This is a genomic window from Paenibacillus taichungensis, from assembly GCF_050994985.1.
Taxonomy (GTDB): domain Bacteria; phylum Bacillota; class Bacilli; order Paenibacillales; family Paenibacillaceae; genus Paenibacillus; species Paenibacillus taichungensis.
Window position 1 is genome coordinate 5,252,631 of the sequence record NZ_CP194720.1, and the last position, 17,159, is coordinate 5,269,789.

Genomic DNA, 17,159 nt, shown 5'->3' on the forward strand with positions numbered 1-17,159 from the left:
CAGTCACTTCGACTCAAGCCTGAGTCTTAAACCAAACCACAGCAGCCTCCACCTCGGTACGAGTCAACTGATGCCCCTGACGTTCCCAGTGCATATGCACGACTGCACCTGCTCCACTAAGCAATGAAGCGAGTTCATCCGTTTCTCGTTTCGGCACAATTGGATCGTTCTCTCCTGCGCCGATGAATACAGGCAGCCCCTTCAGGTCTGGCAATTCCAAACCGCGAAGCGGTACCATCGGATGGTGCAGAATCGCTCCTTTAAATACGTCAGCCTGGTGGAAGATCAGACTTGCTGCGATATTTGCTCCGTTGGAGTAGCCCAGTGCGAAGACATTGGCACGATCAAAGCCATACTCCACAGCAGCTGCATCCACAAAAGAACCCAATTCCGCTGTCCGTGCAATGAGATCCTCTTCGTCAAACACCCCTTCCGCCAAACGGCGGAAGAAACGGGGCATTCCATTTTCGGATACATTACCACGCACCCCCAGAATACCTGCTCCTGGGGCAATCATCTCGGCCAGACCTACCAGATCGTTCTCCGTTCCACCTGTGCCGTGCAGCAACAAAAGGGTGGGTGCATCTGGCTGAGAACCTGCTTTATAAATATGTTTCATTGTATTGGTAGTAGTCATGATTTGGACTCTCCTTTCCATTCACGTACTTGAATAGGTGGCAGCAGCTGTTCAATCTGCTCACGCTGTGGTTCATACCATTCAGGCAACATCAGCTTTTGACCCATGCTTTCCTGTGGTTCATCCCGTGCAAATCCTGGAGGATCAGTAGCCAGTTCAAACAGTATACCTCCCGGTTCCCGGAAATACACAGCGTTGAAGTACTGACGGTCAATGACCGAAGTTGGATGATAACCGGCTTTTTGGAGCTCCTGCTGCATTTGTTCATGCTCGACATAATCTTTTGCACGCCATGCGATATGGTGAACCGTACCTGCTCCGCCAATTCCCCGCTGGATTCCAGTTGATTGAATGTCGATCAGTTGACCGATATCACCGCTCGCCTGCAGACGAATGATTCCACCCTCTTCCCCTACCTGTTCCAGACCGAGCATCGTTGTCAGCACTTCCGTTGTTTTGTCAGGTACATGGCTGAATAATACAGCTCCACCAAAACCTTTGATGGCATGTTCCGACGGTACACCGTTGAATGCCCACTGGCTTGGCTGGCCTCCTTTTCGCTCGACCAATTCGAGCAACAGACCGCCTTTATCGAAGAAGCGAATGTACTGCTCGCCAAATCTTGTTTTATTTTCAAATGGAATATCGAAAGAGGTCAGACGTTCTTTCCAGAATGGCAGACTGCCCACCGGAATCGCATATACGGTTACGCCCGTCTGTCCTGCACCGATGACACCTCTTCTGGCATTTTGTTGAGGGAAGAAGGTGATGATGGTGCCCGGTGCACCGTCCTCATTGCCATAATACAGATGGTACACATCCGGTGCATCAAAGTTAATCGTTTTTTTCACCAGTCTCAGTGCCAATACACCTGCGTAAAAATCAACATTTTTCTGTGCATCATCTACAAAAGCCGTAACGTGATGGATTCCTGAAGTTCTGAACATAATCTCCACTCCCTTGGTTTTATTTGGTTCATTGTTATATTTAGAATTTCGTTATGCATCGCTTTTTGTTATTTATCTTTAAATTAAGATTCTTTAAATTTATATTAATCCATTAGGACTAAATAAGCAAGCTTTTGTTTTAAAGTTAAGATATTACTGGGCTTTAACCTGCTAATGCCGTCTGAGAGTATACCGAAATGGACAAAAAACAGGTCCCGATCACTCGGAAACCTGTCTTCCTTCAATCCTATTTTATTTCCGCCGCACAACATCAATTCTTACAATCTCGCATTACGTTTTAGGTTAATTTTAATCGCTTAGGAGGTTGAACCAGATCTTTGCCATCATACTCGTCCTTAATATCTCCAACAATTTCTTCAAGAATATCCTCCATCGTAACCAGACCAACTGTTTCCCCATCTTCATTATGAACTGTTGCGATATGGGAACGACTTTGCTGCATCTGGACCAAGACATCCTTAATTGGCGATAACTCAGAAAATTTCAACATGTCGTGTACAAACGTATCCATGTTGAACTCCCGGCCTGCGGCAACACTCGTAAGCATTTCCTTTGTATGGATAAATCCAATGAATTGATCCTGATTTCCTTTTTCGATCACCGGGAAACGTGTATATTCATGCTGCTTTAGAACCTCGATCATACGTTCCAGCGGCATTTCTTTGTCCAGCGTGACGATTTTTTCTTTGCGGATCATAATCTCCTGAAGCAAACGTTCATCAAAAGCAAAAATGTTTTTGAGATAGTCCAGCTCTGTCTGATTAATTTCTCCACTCTCATAACTCTGCGCCATAATCAGCTTCAATTCCTCTTCGGAGTGAACCGTATCGTGACCGGCGGGTTTTATACCAAAAATACCAAGTAATAGACGGGCAGCCCCATTCAGCGCGTAGATGAACGGATTCATGATCTTACCAAACCAGTACAGCGGTGGTGCGAGCAATAGTGTCATCTTCTCTGCAAACTGGATCGCCAGTGTTTTCGGTGCCAATTCACCGATAACGACATGCAGGAACGTGATGATTGCCAGGGCAATCCCGTACGAAAGTACCGTAGACAATGCCGCTGGGACTTCTAGTCGCTCAAACAGCGGATGAAGCATTTCCTCAACAGTGGGTTCACCCAACGCACCCAATACCAGTGCTGTGATCGTGATACCCAATTGACACGCAGATAGATAATAATCCAGATTGTGAGCCACTTTTTTGGCCAACACCGCTTTTTTGTTCCCTTCCAAGATCAGCTGATCTATTCGGGACATCCGTACTTTCAGAATTGCAAATTCCGCTCCAACGAAAAAGGCGGTCAGTCCTATAAATACGGCTACTAAAAATAAATTTAAGGCTATTATTCCGTCCAATGATTTCCCTCAATATGAGGGATTCACCTCCAAGTAAAATTTATATTAAGGTTGCACGAGTGACGTTCCGGTGACGGCTCGTTCTTCTGATCGCCATTGCCTCCAAATTTCCCTGATTGTTGTTTTCAAAGGTATAAAATTGGTTTGCAAACGCGAACGCTACGCTTCTTCAGAATTGATCCCGTCCCCTACACTGCTACGTTGCCAAAACATTAAAATTCTGAGCGCAGTAGCCAAATGGGCAGTCATACCCTAGATTACAGTCATGATCGAACCAACATCACGCCAGGTCACTGGCAGATTCCTCGACCTGAGCACCGTTTACACGTTCAAGCAGAACCTGCTTAATGTGAAAATTTTCTGCGTCCACAACGGTCCAGACATAATCACCGTGTTCTACCGTATCGCCTTGTTCCACACCGACACCCTTCTGGAACTGAATCCATCCGGCCACGGTATCCATTTCTTCATTACCTTCAAATACAAGCCCAAACTGTCTCTCCAACTCATCCAGCAGCACCCGGCCGTTAATGAGATATTGGTTCTCTCCGGTTATCTGAATGTCAGCAACTTCATCAGCATCGAACTCATCCCGAATCTCGCCGACAAGCTCTTCCAGAATATCCTCCATTGTAATGATTCCCGAAGTACCTCCGTACTCATCCACCACCACAGCCATGTGCACGCGTTCCTGCTGCATCTTGATCATGGCATCCTGGATACTTGTAACTTCAGAAACGAACGGAATTTCCCGAACAAAATCGATAAGTTGGTGCTCCCTAAGGGCGACCATGTCAGGCAAAATCTTTTTCACGTTCACTACACCAACAATTCGGTCCTTATCCCCATCCTCGATAACGGGATAACGTGAATAATTATGCTCATCCAATATCGGAATGATATCGTCATAAGTCATATTCTGATTCAGTGTCACAAGCTCTGTCCTCGGAACCATGATATCTTTGGCATCACGCTCATCGAACACGAATACGTTTTCCAGATATGAAAGCTTGGTCTTGTTGTTCTCGTCTCCTTCATAACTCTGGTTCATGATGATTTTGATCTCATCCTCCGAGTAGGCCTGTTCATGTCCGGCAGGCTTCACGCCAAATGTCCGAAGAATTACCCGGGATGCACCATTCAACGCCCAAATGAAAGGATACATAATTTTTCCGAACCAATATAGCGGCGGCGAGAGCAACAGCGTCAATTTTTCCGAAAATTGAATCGCCATCGTTTTGGGAGCCATCTCCCCAACCACCACGTGCAGGAACGTGACTAGGATAAAGGCAATCGCATAGGAAGCAACCGCCGATATGGAAGCTGAAACGTCCAGATAATTAAATACCGGGTATAACAACCTTTCAACGGTTGGCTTACCGAGCGCCCCCAATCCAAGGGCAGTTACGGTAATACCGAGCTGGCAGGCTGACAGATAATAATCGAGGTCCGAGACTACTTTTTTGGCCAATATGGCTTTTTTATTCCCCTCGGCAACCAGTTGATCCACTCTTGATGTACGAATCTTAACCACAGCGAACTCAGATGCAACGAAAAATGCGGTCAACGCAATCAAGATAATGAGTAATACAATATTTAATATGGTGATTATGTCCAATGATTTCCCCGATTCTCAGGGATTCACCTCCAGAGATAGTTACAGCGTCATCGGTTAACTTGGTTAACCATTCAACAGCTGATTGACGTTCAATATGACGTATGCCTTATATGAAATCGATAAATGATAAATTGTGTATAGGTTGTACTTTGACCTTGTAAAATTGCAAAACAGGAATTCAGGATGAAGTCAATCACTTATAGAAACTACTTCACTAAAAACAGGGTTCCCCCTCATGCTGTCATTGTTTCTCGATTTACTCCACCAAAATTCTCCATTTGGACAGTTTACAATATCGCCTTCCCAATAGATATCCACCTCCCCTCTTGTTCATTCCTGTTTCAGAAAAGTATAACATGTTCTACGCCAAACCATCCAGTTGCACGTTATGGTTTGGAATATAGATTATAAAATGAGTTCACAAAATAAACTTTTATGTATGTGGTCTTTCTCGATCTACAGTTTTATTTTATGTGATATGGTTCACATAATTAGTATAGAACAGTTTATAGAAATGGTACCCTTTACTTTAGTCGATTAAACCTACTACAGGCCTTTAAGTACAACCATTCTTCTTTGCCTTATCCGGACCATGACAAGTCCAGCAATGAAACGATAATGATGTATACGTTGAAAAGGGCCCGCAGGATGCAAACACCTTTTTCGGTGTACATCTTTACGGGCCCTTTGGTTTCACTTTATCAAGTTACAATGAATTAGAATTAGTTATACCAACGCTTTGGCAGCAATATCAGAACGTTGATGTTTACCGTCAAAATGAATACGTTCCGCTTGAGCGTAGGCTTTGTTTCTGGCTTCGGCAATATCAGAACCAAGACCCACAACGCCTAGAATCCGTCCACCATTGGTGACCCATTCTCCAGAATCATTACGTGCCGTTCCAGCATGGAATACCACTGCTTCGTCGACTTGATCCAGTCCTTCAATAACTACACCTTTTGCATACGGACCAGGATAGCCTCCAGATGCAAGCACCACACATACAGCGGCTTCGTCGCTCCACTCAATCTCGATATCCGCCAATTTCCCGTGCACAGTTGCCCAGAAAATGTCGAATAGATCACTCTTCAGACGCGGCAATACGACCTGAGTCTCAGGATCACCGAAACGAGCGTTGAACTCAATCGTTTTGGGTTTACCATCTGGCGAAATCATCAGCCCGGCAAACAATACACCTTGGAACGGGCGCCCTTCGGATACCATCGCTTTGGCTGTTGGTTTGATAATCGTCTCTACCGCTTCTTCAATAATCGAAGCCGGGATATGTGGCAATGGCGAGTATGTACCCATTCCGCCCGTGTTTGGCCCCTGATCATTGTCGAATACCGGTTTGTGATCCTGTGCAGCAGCCATCGGACGAACGGTCTCCCCATCGACAAACGCCAAAATCGACATTTCCTGACCTGCCAGGAATTCTTCGATAATGACTTTGGCTCCTGCTTCACCAAATACTTTGTCCACCATAATGCTGCGGAGTGCCTGGTCAGCCTCATCACGGGAATAGGCTACGGTAACACCTTTTCCAGCTGCCAGCCCATCGGCCTTGATTACCACAGGAATGGCCTGCTCATTCAGATAAGCCTGCGCTTGCTCGTAATTGTCGAACTTCTCATAGGCTGCAGTCGGAATATTGTATTTGTGCAGTAAGTCTTTCATAAACGTTTTGCTGCCTTCAATCTCTGCTGCATTGCGGCGTGGTCCAAATACCGGAATGCCTGTTTTATCAAAAGCGTCTACAATGCCATCTGCGAGCGGATCGTCTGGCCCAATAACAACCAATCCCACGTTAAGCTCAACGGCAAGTGCCGTCAGTTTATCGAAATCATTTACCGCAATCGGATGACACTCGGCAAGCTGTGCAATGCCTGCATTTCCCGGAGCACAATGAATCTTGCCTGCCTTCGGACTTTTCGCTAGTGCCCATATGATTGCGTGTTCCCGGCCACCGCCGCCCACTACCAGAATATCCATTAGCGTTGTTCCCCCTCCGTGCATAACTGGTTTTGTTATACTATTACGTATTGAAATAGCTTAAAAAAGAAGGGGTGTACCATAAGTCATAAGCATGACAGGCGACACCCCTTATTAAACCTTTTTCGTTCTAGTGTTTGAAGTGACGAACACCTGTGAACACCATGGCAATACCATATTCATTCGCTACTTTGATAGACTCTTCGTCCTTGATCGAACCACCTGGTTGAATAACGGCTGTAACTCCAGCTTTCGCTGCAAGTTCCAGTGTATCGCCCATTGGGAAGAACGCATCGGATGCCAGAATGGCTCCCTTGGCTAGTTCTCCAGCTTGTTCAATAGCAATCTTGGCTGCGCCCACACGGTTCATTTGCCCTGCGCCTACACCTACAGTCATGTCGTTTGCTGCAAGCACGATTGCATTGGATTTCACGTGCTTAACCACTTTCCAGCCAAACAACAGCTGTTTCAGTTCTTCTTCGGATGGTGCACGATCTGTAACTACCTTGAGCTCGCTCGCTTCAATGGAATGCACATCGCTTTGTTGCACGATCATGCCGCCGTCGATGGAGGTTACTACGAAGTTACTTTCCCGATTGCGGGCAGCGTTCAGTTCACCCGTTTTGAGCAAACGAATATTTTTCTTTTTGGTCAGGATGTCGAGTGCCTCTTGTGTAAAATCAGGAGCCAGTACGATTTCCAGGAAAATCTCACTCAGTTTAGCTGCTGTATCGCTATCGATAATGCGGTTGGCTGCCACGATTCCACCAAAGATAGAAGTTGGATCAGCCGCATAAGCTTTTCCATAAGCTTCGTAGATGCTTTCGCCAATACCCACGCCGCAAGGATTCATATGTTTAACCGCCACAACTGCCGGTTCTTCAAATTCTTTCACAATCTGCAATGCTGCGTTCGCATCGTTGATATTATTGTAGGACAACTCTTTGCCATGCAATTGCTCGGCTGTTGTCAACGTATCTTGGGCTGCCAGCGGTTTGCGATAGAATGCCGCCTGCTGATGTGGATTTTCGCCGTAGCGCAAATCCTGGAGTTTTTCGTAAGTAACCGTCAGACGCTCTGGCAGTGGATCACCGTTCAGGTTGGAGAGATAATCGGAAATAACTGCATCGTATGCCGCTGTATGGCGGAACACTTTTGCCGCAAGCCGTTTGCGTGTCTCGAGTGTGGTGTCCCCATTGCTGCGAACCTCTTCAAGCACCTTGCCATAATCTGCTGTGTCTACAACGACACTAACATAAGCATGGTTTTTGGCAGCAGAACGAAGCATGGTTGGACCACCAATATCGATGTTCTCGATTGCGTCCTCATACGTTACGTCCGGTTTGGCGATGGTGTCCTGGAACGGATACAGGTTTACAACAACGAGGTCGATATAATCCAGTCCATTCTCTTCCATCTGGCGCTTGTGCTCTTCGCTGTCACGTACAGCCAATAAACCACCATGCACTGCCGGATGCAATGTTTTAACACGTCCGTCCATAATCTCCGGGAATCCGGTCACATCCGAAATTCCGATTACAGGTACGCCTTCCTTCGACAACAGACTGCTTGTACCTCCTGTCGAAATAATCTCCACACCCATTTGCGACAGCTCGCGGCAAAAGTCCACGATGCCTGTTTTATCCCATACGCTGACCAGCGCTCTTTTGATACTCACAATATGCTCCTCCTTTAATGTCCCATGGCTTCGCGTTTCATGGCGAAACACAACCGATTTATTTCCCGAGAAATATCACAAAATGCGTACCAATTTTCGACTTCTGTTATATAAGTTGAACGAATGAGTTTACACTAAAACACTACGAGTCCAGAATAATCTTTCGATCGCTGCTATTCCCAGATTTTTTGATTCCCTTTTCTTAAAGGGAAAATCCGGTGATAAAAGCGAAGCATATGCTTCCGATGCAGCTTTCTTTCAGAAAGCTTTTAGGCGAGCGCTTCGCTTCTACAGCTTATTTCTGGCCTCTCCATTAACGTGTAAAAGATTCCAACTTATATCAAACCGGTTTCCGTACCGTAACTTGTCGACCTTCGAGTTGAACCCCTCCCTGAGCAAACCAGGATACAACCTCAGGGTACAGCTGCTGTTCGGCAGCATGGATGGACCGACTGACGGATTCAGCCGTGTCCTCTGGCAAAATGGAAACCGGATGCTGGGCAATAATCGGCCCTGTATCCATGCCCCCATCCACAAAGTGGACGGTAACACCGGTGATTTTAACGCCATATTCCAGTGCCTGCCCTATGGCATCTTTGCCTGCAAACGCTGGCAACAAGGACGGATGAATGTTAATCAGTCGTCCTGCATAGCGATCCACGACTACTGAAGTCAACAATCTCATGTATCCGGCAAGAACAACCAGGTCAATGTTTCTGGATTCAAGCACTTCCACGATCTCAGCCTCGTAGGCTTCGCGGGAATCATAATTTTTGGGAGTAAACAGATGGCATTCCACACCTGCATCCTGTGCCCGCTGCACCACACGTGCAGCCGGTTTGTCACATACCAGCAGATCTATCGATGCCTCCAGTCCTCCGTTCCGTGCTGCATCAACCAATGCCTGAAAGTTCGACCCTTCACCAGAGGCAAATACAGCAATACGGTAGTTCGCCATTAAACATCCGCTCCCGTGAAGGTTACTCGCGCATCTCCTTCGGTCACACGTCCAATGATGTACGCTTCTTCACCGGATGCTTTCAATTGTTCCAATGCTTCACCTGCATCTGCTTCGTTCACGACCAGGACAAGTCCGATCCCCATATTAAACGTGGTGAACATGTCGCGGTTTGAGACAGATCCTTTTTCTTGCAGCAGGCTGAAGATTGGAAGAATCGGCCAAGAACCATAATCAATATCTACATTCACGCTGCTTGGCAGCATACGCGGGATGTTCTCGATGAAGCCACCACCAGTAATGTGGGCCATGCCTTTTACTTTTACCTTTTCAAGCAGGGACAGGAGTGGTTTTACATAGATTTTCGTTGGTTCCAGCAGTGCGTCACCCAGTTTTCCACCCAGTTCAGCGACTTCATCCTGCAAGTCCAATCCGGCTTGTTCTAACAAAAGTTTGCGTACCAAGGAGAATCCGTTACTATGCACACCGCTGGATGCAAGTCCGATGACCGTATCGCCAGGAGCAATCGTTGTACCGTTAATGATTTTCGCTTTGTCCACGATACCTACGGTAAATCCGGCAATATCGTATTCACCTTCACTGTACATACCCGGCATTTCGGCCGTTTCGCCACCGATCAGAGCACAGCCCGACTGATGACATCCTTCTGCGATTCCCGCAACGATGGCTTCGATTTTCTCCGGGATGACTTTGTCACAAGCCAGATAGTCGAGGAAGAACAGCGGCTCTGCGCCCTGTACCACAATGTCGTTCACACACATGGCTACCGCGTCGATTCCGATGGTATCATGACGGTCCATGGCAAATGCGATTTTCAGCTTGGTTCCTACACCGTCTGTACCGGATACAAGCACCGGCTCATCATATTTATCTTTGTTCAAACCGAACAGGGCGCCAAAGCCTCCCAGATCTGTCATCACTTCCGGACGGAAGGTACGCTTCACGTGTTTTTTCATCCGTTCAACCGCTTCGTTGCCTGCCGCGATATCGACGCCGGCGTTTTTGTATGCTTCGGACAAGTGGAATCAGCTCCTTATTTTTCGCCCCTCCTAAATCCTCCCGCCCGGGAGGACCCCAAAGGACCTTGGCAGGCCCTCTGGACACCCGCCAAACTAGCGGTGCAGGGGTGGCTGGTATGATCTTGCTATGGTTGGTTCGTTCGTGTGCTCGCGTGGTTGTTCGCCGATTCCGTTGGCCGCAGGCCACCGGTCGGCGAACCCCGCTCGGCTGCGCTGCGGGGCAAGCCCGCGGGGGCAGCTGCTTCGCACCGCTGCCCAGGCCCCTGTTGCTCCGCAAGGCGGGGCTTAAGGGCTCTCGGGCTATGCCCGGAGGGCAGCTGCTTCGCCTGGCTGCCCGTGCCCCTGTTGCTCCGCAAGACGGGGCTTAAGGGCTCGGGCTTCGCCCGGAGGGCAGCTGCTTGGCACCGCTGCCCGTGCCCCTGTTGCTCCGCAAGGCGGGGCTTAAGGGCTCGGGCTTCGCCCGGAGGGCAGCTGCTTCGCCTGGCTGCCCGGGCCCCTATTGCTCCGCAAGGCGGGGCTTATGGGCTAGGGCTTTGCCCGGGGGCAGCTGCTTCGCTTGGCTGCCTGAGCCCCTGTTGCTCCGCAAGGCGGGGCTAAGGGCTCGGGCTGCGCCCGGGGGCAGCTGCTTCGCTTGGCTGCCTGAGCCCCTGTTGCTCCGCAAGGCGGGGCTAAGGGCCGGGCTGCGCCCCGAGGCAGCTGCTTCGCTTGGCTGCCCGGGCCCCTTTTGCTCCGCAAGGCGGGGCTTGAGGGCTAACAGCTACAGCCGAATTTCTCTTCGCCGCCGAAGTCGAGGCGGGTTGGGTAATCATTATCAAAACATGCGAGGCAAAGCCCGCCTTTGTAGTCATCCTGATTATCTCCCTGAATCGACGTAATCAGCCCATCGGGGCTGAGGAACGACAAGGAGTCCGCGTTGATTTCACGGCAAATTTCTTCCACCGACAGCTGAGATGCAATCAACTCCCGACTGTCAGGCGTATCGATGCCGTAAAAGCACGGGTTTTTGAACGGTGGTGATGTAATGCGTACATGCACCTCTGTTGCTCCGGCATCACGCAACATGTTCACTATTCGGCGGGAAGTGGTTCCCCGTACGATGGAGTCGTCAATCATGACCACGCGTTTGCCTTCTACCACACGGCGCACAGCACTCAGTTTCATCTTCACGCCTTGTTCCCGCAGTTCCTGGCTTGGCTGGATAAACGTACGTCCGGTGTATTTGTTTTTGATCATACCCATCTCATACGGAATCCCTGTCTGCTCGGCGTAGCCGATTGCCGCGGAAATACTAGAGTCCGGTACGCCTGTTACCAGATCTGCATCGACAAACGACTCAATCGCCATCCGGCTGCCCATCCGTTTACGCGCAGCGTGCTGGTTTGCACCATTCATGTCACTGTCCGGACGGGCAAAGTAGATATACTCCATCGCGCACAGTGCCTTGCGGTGTTTGTGATGATCGAAGCGGTCCTCGTGAAGACCATCCGCATCCAGCACCAACAGTTCACCCGGTTCAATGTCACGAATCAACTCTGCACCAATCGTCTCCAATGCACATGTCTCGGATGCGAACAGATACGCATCTCCCAATTTACCCATTGTGAGCGGACGCAGACCATGGGGATCAGAAGCAACCAGCAATTTGTCGTTGGTCATGATCAGAAATGCATATCCACCCACAATACGCTGGAACGCATCCTTCGCGGCTTCTACCAATCCTTTGGAGGATCTCGCGATTAGATGGGCAATAACTTCGGTATCACTAGTCGTTTGAAAAATAGATCCGCTCTGCTCCAGCTCACGCCGAATAGTTGGTGCATTAACAATGTTTCCGTTGGTTGCTACTGCCAAATCGCCATCACGGTATTTGAATACTAATGGCTGTGCGTTCGTCAGCTTACTGTCACCACTTGTTGAATAACGGACATGTCCAATCGAAATATCCCCGGTCAACGTCTGCATCAGGTCTTTAGTGAAGACTTCCTTCACCAGACCCATGCCGCGATGATAGTTAAACTGGCTGCCATCACTCACACACATGCCTGCACTTTCTTCGCCCCGATGTTGCAGCGCATGCAGTCCATAATAGGAGAGCGAAGCTGCGTCAGGGTGTCTGAACACCCCGAACACGCCGCATTCTTCCTTCAATTTGTCGAGTCCTTCCTTGCCGGACCCTTCATTATAATAATCGCCTGTCCACAACGGTCCTGTCGTCAGTTCATGAGACATGGAATCGCATCCTCCCAGACCTGAGCCAAACCTCCTACAGGTTCGCTCACGGCTGATGTTCCGTTCAATTCAATCGTCAGGTTACTTCCTTCTACACGTCCAATCACAGCTACAGGTACACCGCGCTCACGTACAAATGCTTCAAGTTTACCCGCTTGCTCTGGCGTAGCCGACAACAAGATACGGGATTGGCTCTCACTGAACAGGGCGTGATCTGCACGTAATGCAGTCTCCACATTCACCTGTGCTCCTACGTTACCGCTGATACAAGACTCTGCGAGGGCAACAGCCAAGCCGCCTTCAGACAAGTCATGTGCAGAGCGAACGAGACCGGATTGAATAGCTTCCAACACCGTGCTGAGCAACGCTTTTTCCGTTTGCAAATTCAATTCTGGCGGACGACCTTCCGTCTGACCATGAACCGCATATTGCAGCTCGCTGCCACCCAGTTCAGCTTTTGTGTCACCGAGGAGGATGATAACATCACCTTCGGATTTGAATGCTTGTGTCGTGATATGATCCGTATCATGAACGAGACCTACCATACCGACAACTGGCGTTGGATAGATGGAGCCTTTGGCGTTTTCGTTATACAGACTTACGTTACCACCGATGACCGGCGTATCCAGGACACGACAAGCTTCCGCCATACCGTCTACCGCTTTCTCCATTTGCCAGAAAATATCCGGCTTCTCCGGGTTACCGAAGTTCAGGTTGTCCGTAATCGCGAGTGGCTCTGCACCGGAACATACAATATTACGGGCAGCTTCGCTGACTGCAATCCGTCCACCTACTTCAGGATCAAGGTAAACATAACGTCCATTACAGTCCGTTGTCATCGCGAGACCTTTGCGTGTACCACGAATCGTAACTACGGCTGCATCCGAACCAGGACGAACGGCAGTGCTTGTACGCACCATGTAGTCATATTGATCATAAACCCATTTTTTACTTGCTACTGTTGGTGAAGCCAACACTTGTTTCAAAGCTCCGCCGAGATCCGACACTTCGTCGTAACGAAGCGTGTCGATGGAAGCACTTTGCTCGTAGTAGGCAGGTACAGAAGAAGGTTTGTCATACACAGGGCACTCGTCAACCAGTGCTGTTACCGGCATGTCTCCAACCACTTCGCCGTGGTGAATCAATTTCAGACGACCATCATCCGTTACTTTACCGACTTTGGCACAGATTACGCCCCAACGTTCAAAGATTTCCATCGCCTGCGCCTCATCCTTCGGCTCAACGACGAACAACATCCGTTCTTGGGACTCGGACAACATCATCTCGTAAGGTGTCATGCCTTCTTCACGCTGTGGCACCTGATCCAGATACAGTTCCAGACCATTACCTGCTTTACTCGCCATCTCTGCACTCGAACATGTCAGACCAGCGGCACCCATATCTTGAATTCCCAGCACGATTCCCGTGTCGATCAATTCCAGACAGGATTCCATCACCAGTTTCTCCATAAACGGATCACCAACCTGAACCGCTGTCCGTTGGGACTCGGATTCTTCCGTCAGTTCAACCGATGCAAAGGTTGCTCCATGAATACCATCCCGGCCTGTTGGTGGCCCAACATAATACACTGGGTTCCCCACACCTTTAGCTACACCGCGCTGGATCTTGTCATGATCAATCAGTCCCACACACATCGCGTTAACCAGCGGATTGCCTTCGTAGCTCTCATCAAACATCACTTCACCAGCAACGGTAGGAATACCGATACAGTTCCCGTATCCTGCAATACCTGCTACAACATGTTCGAACAAATATTTAACGCGATCGCTCTCCAGCTTGCCAAAACGAAGGGAGTTCAGCAATGCAACCGGTCTTGCGCCCATGGAGAAAATATCACGGATAATTCCGCCCACACCTGTTGCAGCACCTTGGTAAGGCTCAACCGCGGAAGGATGGTTATGGCTTTCAATTTTGAATACAACGGCCTGGTTATCACCGATATCCACGATTCCGGCGCCTTCACCCGGCCCCATCAGGACACGTGGTCCACTTGTAGGGAATCGACGCAGCAATGGCTTGGAGTTTTTATAAGCACAGTGCTCGGACCACATTACACTGAAAACACCAATTTCCGTGTAGTTCGGCTTGCGCCCCATGAACTCACAGATCAGCTCATACTCGCTGTCAGACACGCCCATTTGTGCGTAAAGTTTATGTTCTGCGACCTGTTCTGCCGTCGGTTCCTTAGCGGATAGCTGCTGCGTCATGCCGATCCCTCCATGCTTTCAAAATAGATGTAAACATACGTTTGCCGTCTTCCGAACCCAGCAGTGAGTCCACCGCGCGCTCTGGATGTGGCATCATACCAACCACGTTTCCACCCTCATTACAGATTCCCGCGATATCACCCAGGGATCCGTTCGGGTTGCTGCCATACGTAAAGACGATCTGGTTATTAGCCTGCAAACTCGCGAGCGTTTCCTCGTCACAGTAATAGTTTCCTTCACCGTGAGCAATCGGAATAACAATCTCTTCCCCAGGTGCATAGTCACGTGTAAATGGAGTATCTGCATTCGCTACTTTCAACACCGTATCGTGACAACGGAATTTCAGCGACATATTGCGGATCAAAGCACCAGGAAGCAATCCTGCTTCAGTCAAGATCTGGAATCCGTTGCAAATGCCCAGAATATATTTACCTTGTTCAGCAGCCTTAGCTACCTCGTTCATTACGGGTGCAAAACGGGAGATCGCTCCGCAGCGCAGATAGTCTCCATAAGAGAAACCACCTGGAACTAGAATACAATCATAAGCCGATAGATCTGTAGCCGTGTGCCATACATAATCAACCTCTTGTCCAATCGCATCTTCTACTGCTTTGTAACAGTCAATGTCGCAGTTGGAGCCAGGAAACACAAGAACTGCAAATTTCATGGGATTAACCCTCCAATTCGTAGCGGTAATCTTCAACAACGGTGTTAGCCAGCAGCTTCTCACACATTACTGTCAATCGTTTCTCCGCTTCCGCACGGTCTGTTGTATCCAGAGTCAGTTCCATGACTTTACCAATCCGTACACTTTCCACTTCATTGAATCCCATCGAGTGCAGGGCACCTTGAACAGCTACTCCTTGCGGGTCGAGAACGCTTTGCTTAATAGTGACATAGACGGTTGCTTTGATCATGATCCTTATGTTCCTCCTCAGTAATGAACGGGATAAATGCTTTACGCTGTTAAAAAAAGTGACTTGGGAGCTTGCTCCGGGGCGGATTGTTCTTCCGGTCGCTGTTGTCCCCAGGTTTTTTTGATTGTTTTGAACCGCTCTGCGGTCAAAACCCGGGGACAAAGGCGAACGCTATCGCTCCTTTAAGAACAATTCCGCCCCTCCGCTAGTCCATGCGACGTTTTTTAAAGGCCAAAACCTTTTACGTTGCACGGTGTGTAATGGTCGGGACTGACCATTACGTGAAACCAGTGAATGGTTTTTAAGTTACTTTAGTAATTAATGAATTTAATTCTCGTAATCTTTTCAGGCTTCCCTACCTGTGGGAAGCCATCGCTCTTAATTGCCTCATCCCCCAGTTTGACACTGGCGGAGGGAAAGATTTGAGCTGGAGAAGCGTAAGCGTTCGCCTTTGCAACCGGAATGTTTCCTTTTGAAAAAAGGATTCCAATCAAAACATTCCGGGGGCAACAGCGATCGTAAGCCAAACTTTCCCGTAGCCTACACTCAAACGTTAGCCTATTCAAACTTTCCTGTAGCCCACTCCAAACGTTACAACCTATTATTTCGTTAGACGATTATAAATATCGACGTATCTTGCGGTTGTGGCCTCCACTACCTCTTGTGGCAGCGGGTCAGGTTTGCTATTCTTGTCCCAATCACTGCCTAACAGATAGGTGCGCACTGGCTCTTTATCCATGCTGTCGATCTCGATATCGAGTGCATAATTCTCCTGGGCCCAGAAGCGAGAAGCGTCTGGCGTGAAGATTTCATCGATCAGAATGACTTTGCCATCGACCATGCCGAACTCGAATTTGCAGTCTGCGAGAATGATGCCCCGCTGATCGCAATAGTCGCGAGCGAATTCGTAGAGACGCAGGCTCTTTTCCTGAAGCTCAATCGCGAGAGTATCTCCCACAATTTCTTTCATTCGATCCATCGAAATGTCTTCGTCATGACCGACATCGTTTTTAGCTGCTGGGGTGAAGATGGGAACGTCGAGCTTGGCGTTTTTGCGAAGTCCATCCGGCAGCTTGATGCCGTTGACCTCTCCGCTTTTCTCATATTGTCTCCATCCACCACCGGTAATGTATCCACGCACCACACATTCAATATCAATGCGCTCGGCTTTGCGGGTCACCATGATGCGGTCTTTGAGCAGTCCAGAATCAGTAATGATATCGCCCAATTGGTTTACATCCGTATGCACCACGTGGTTATCCATCATGTCGCCCGTCAGTTCAAACCAGAAGCTGCTCAGTTTATTAAGCACATTGCCCTTTTCGGGAACGGCTGGGTCCAGCACATAGTCAAATGCCGAAATCCGGTCCGTAACCACGATGAGAAAATGTTCACCCAGATCGTACAACTCACGTACTTTTCCCTTATATAACAAAGGAGCTTTAACGAGATCTGCCGCAGTGGACAGCGCCATGGAGGCTCACCTTCTTTCAGGAGATGTAAAATATAAGTTCCATTTCCCTAATCTCGCTAA

14 protein-coding genes are annotated in these 17,159 nt (G+C 48.8%); 1 reads left to right on the forward strand and 13 read right to left on the reverse strand.

Annotated features, from left to right (window positions below):
* Positions 1–13: 13 nt before the first annotated feature.
* The 8 genes from ACR1R9_RS23605 to purM all read right to left on the reverse strand — a co-directional run bounded on the left by ACR1R9_RS23605 (position 14) and on the right by purM (position 10,251).
* Positions 14–619, reverse strand: coding sequence for an alpha/beta hydrolase (locus tag ACR1R9_RS23605; RefSeq protein ID WP_076291682.1), 606 nt, complete (start codon positions 617–619; stop codon positions 14–16).
* Between the two features lie 14 nt (positions 620–633).
* Positions 634–1,584 (reverse strand): ring-cleaving dioxygenase, encoded by a 951-nt coding sequence (locus ACR1R9_RS23610; protein ID WP_433922527.1) that lies wholly within the window; start codon positions 1,582–1,584, stop codon positions 634–636.
* 298 nt (positions 1,585–1,882) lie between these two features.
* A complete protein-coding gene (locus ACR1R9_RS23615) occupies positions 1,883–2,965 on the reverse strand; it encodes a hemolysin family protein (protein WP_433922526.1) in 1,083 nt (360 codons plus the stop codon).
* A gap of 280 nt (positions 2,966–3,245) precedes the next feature.
* Positions 3,246–4,583 carry a hemolysin family protein gene (locus ACR1R9_RS23620; protein WP_076291590.1) on the reverse strand — a complete coding sequence of 446 codons (1,338 nt, stop codon included), beginning with the start codon at positions 4,581–4,583 and terminating at the stop codon, positions 3,246–3,248.
* A gap of 726 nt (positions 4,584–5,309) precedes the next feature.
* Positions 5,310–6,575: a phosphoribosylamine--glycine ligase gene (purD, locus tag ACR1R9_RS23625; protein WP_433922525.1), complete on the reverse strand. Its 1,266-nt coding sequence runs from the start codon at positions 6,573–6,575 to the stop codon at positions 5,310–5,312.
* Positions 6,576–6,705: 130 nt separating this feature from the next.
* A complete protein-coding gene (purH, locus tag ACR1R9_RS23630) occupies positions 6,706–8,253 on the reverse strand; it encodes a bifunctional phosphoribosylaminoimidazolecarboxamide formyltransferase/IMP cyclohydrolase (protein WP_076291588.1) in 1,548 nt (515 codons plus the stop codon).
* A 340-nt stretch (positions 8,254–8,593) separates the two neighbouring features.
* Positions 8,594–9,211 carry a phosphoribosylglycinamide formyltransferase gene (gene purN / locus ACR1R9_RS23635; protein ID WP_433922524.1) on the reverse strand — a complete coding sequence of 206 codons (618 nt, stop codon included), beginning with the start codon at positions 9,209–9,211 and terminating at the stop codon, positions 8,594–8,596.
* The gene (purM, locus tag ACR1R9_RS23640) at positions 9,211–10,251 is read right to left on the reverse strand and encodes a phosphoribosylformylglycinamidine cyclo-ligase (RefSeq protein WP_076291586.1); all 1,041 of its coding nucleotides are present in this window, start codon (positions 10,249–10,251) and stop codon (positions 9,211–9,213) included. Before purM ends, purN begins: the two co-directional genes overlap by 1 nt.
* On the opposite strand from purM, the gene ACR1R9_RS23645 reads away from it, so the two are divergent.
* Complete coding sequence (locus ACR1R9_RS23645) at positions 10,239–10,619, forward strand: hypothetical protein (RefSeq protein ID WP_433922523.1); 381 nt, start codon at positions 10,239–10,241, stop codon at positions 10,617–10,619. The two genes, purM and ACR1R9_RS23645, sit on opposite strands and share 13 nt — an antisense overlap.
* Before the next feature lie 382 nt (positions 10,620–11,001).
* Here the strand turns inward: ACR1R9_RS23645 and purF are convergent, their stop codons facing one another.
* The 5 genes from purF to ACR1R9_RS23670 form a co-directional block, all read right to left on the reverse strand.
* A complete protein-coding gene (purF, locus tag ACR1R9_RS23650; RefSeq protein ID WP_076291584.1) occupies positions 11,002–12,480 on the reverse strand; it encodes an amidophosphoribosyltransferase in 1,479 nt (492 codons plus the stop codon).
* Entirely contained in the window at positions 12,465–14,708 is a 2,244-nt protein-coding gene (purL, locus tag ACR1R9_RS23655) for a phosphoribosylformylglycinamidine synthase subunit PurL (protein ID WP_175380928.1), read from the reverse strand. Before purL ends, purF begins: the two co-directional genes overlap by 16 nt.
* Positions 14,686–15,375 carry a phosphoribosylformylglycinamidine synthase subunit PurQ gene (gene purQ / locus ACR1R9_RS23660; protein WP_024633543.1) on the reverse strand — a complete coding sequence of 230 codons (690 nt, stop codon included), beginning with the start codon at positions 15,373–15,375 and terminating at the stop codon, positions 14,686–14,688. The genes purL and purQ overlap by 23 nt, the downstream gene beginning before the upstream one ends.
* Positions 15,376–15,379: 4 nt before the next feature.
* Positions 15,380–15,625 (reverse strand): phosphoribosylformylglycinamidine synthase subunit PurS, encoded by a 246-nt coding sequence (gene purS, locus ACR1R9_RS23665; protein WP_024633544.1) that lies wholly within the window; start codon positions 15,623–15,625, stop codon positions 15,380–15,382.
* Positions 15,626–16,226: 601 nt separating this feature from the next.
* Positions 16,227–17,099 (reverse strand): phosphoribosylaminoimidazolesuccinocarboxamide synthase, encoded by an 873-nt coding sequence (locus tag ACR1R9_RS23670; RefSeq protein WP_076291581.1) that lies wholly within the window; start codon positions 17,097–17,099, stop codon positions 16,227–16,229.
* Between the last annotated feature and the right edge of the window lie 60 nt (positions 17,100–17,159).

Bases quoted from the DNA above. Each gene is read 5' to 3' on its own strand.
- purN (WP_433922524.1), bottom strand. From the start codon at position 9,211: ATGGCGAACTACCGTATTGCTGTATTTGCCTCTGGTGAAGGGTCGAAC.
- ACR1R9_RS23670 (WP_076291581.1), bottom strand. From the start codon at position 17,099: ATGGCGCTGTCCACTGCGGCAGATCTCGTTAAAGCTCCTTTGTTATAT.
- ACR1R9_RS23610 (WP_433922527.1), bottom strand. From the start codon at position 1,584: ATGTTCAGAACTTCAGGAATCCATCACGTTACGGCTTTTGTAGATGAT.
- purQ (WP_024633543.1), bottom strand. From the start codon at position 15,375: ATGAAATTTGCAGTTCTTGTGTTTCCTGGCTCCAACTGCGACATTGAC.
- purS (WP_024633544.1), bottom strand. From the start codon at position 15,625: ATGATCAAAGCAACCGTCTATGTCACTATTAAGCAAAGCGTTCTCGAC.
- ACR1R9_RS23605 (WP_076291682.1), bottom strand. From the start codon at position 619: ATGAAACATATTTATAAAGCAGGTTCTCAGCCAGATGCACCCACCCTT.
- purL (WP_175380928.1), bottom strand. From the start codon at position 14,708: ATGACGCAGCAGCTATCCGCTAAGGAACCGACGGCAGAACAGGTCGCA.
- ACR1R9_RS23645 (WP_433922523.1), top strand. From the start codon at position 10,239: ATGCTTCGGACAAGTGGAATCAGCTCCTTATTTTTCGCCCCTCCTAAA.
- purF (WP_076291584.1), bottom strand. From the start codon at position 12,480: ATGTCTCATGAACTGACGACAGGACCGTTGTGGACAGGCGATTATTAT.
- purD (WP_433922525.1), bottom strand. From the start codon at position 6,575: ATGGATATTCTGGTAGTGGGCGGCGGTGGCCGGGAACACGCAATCATA.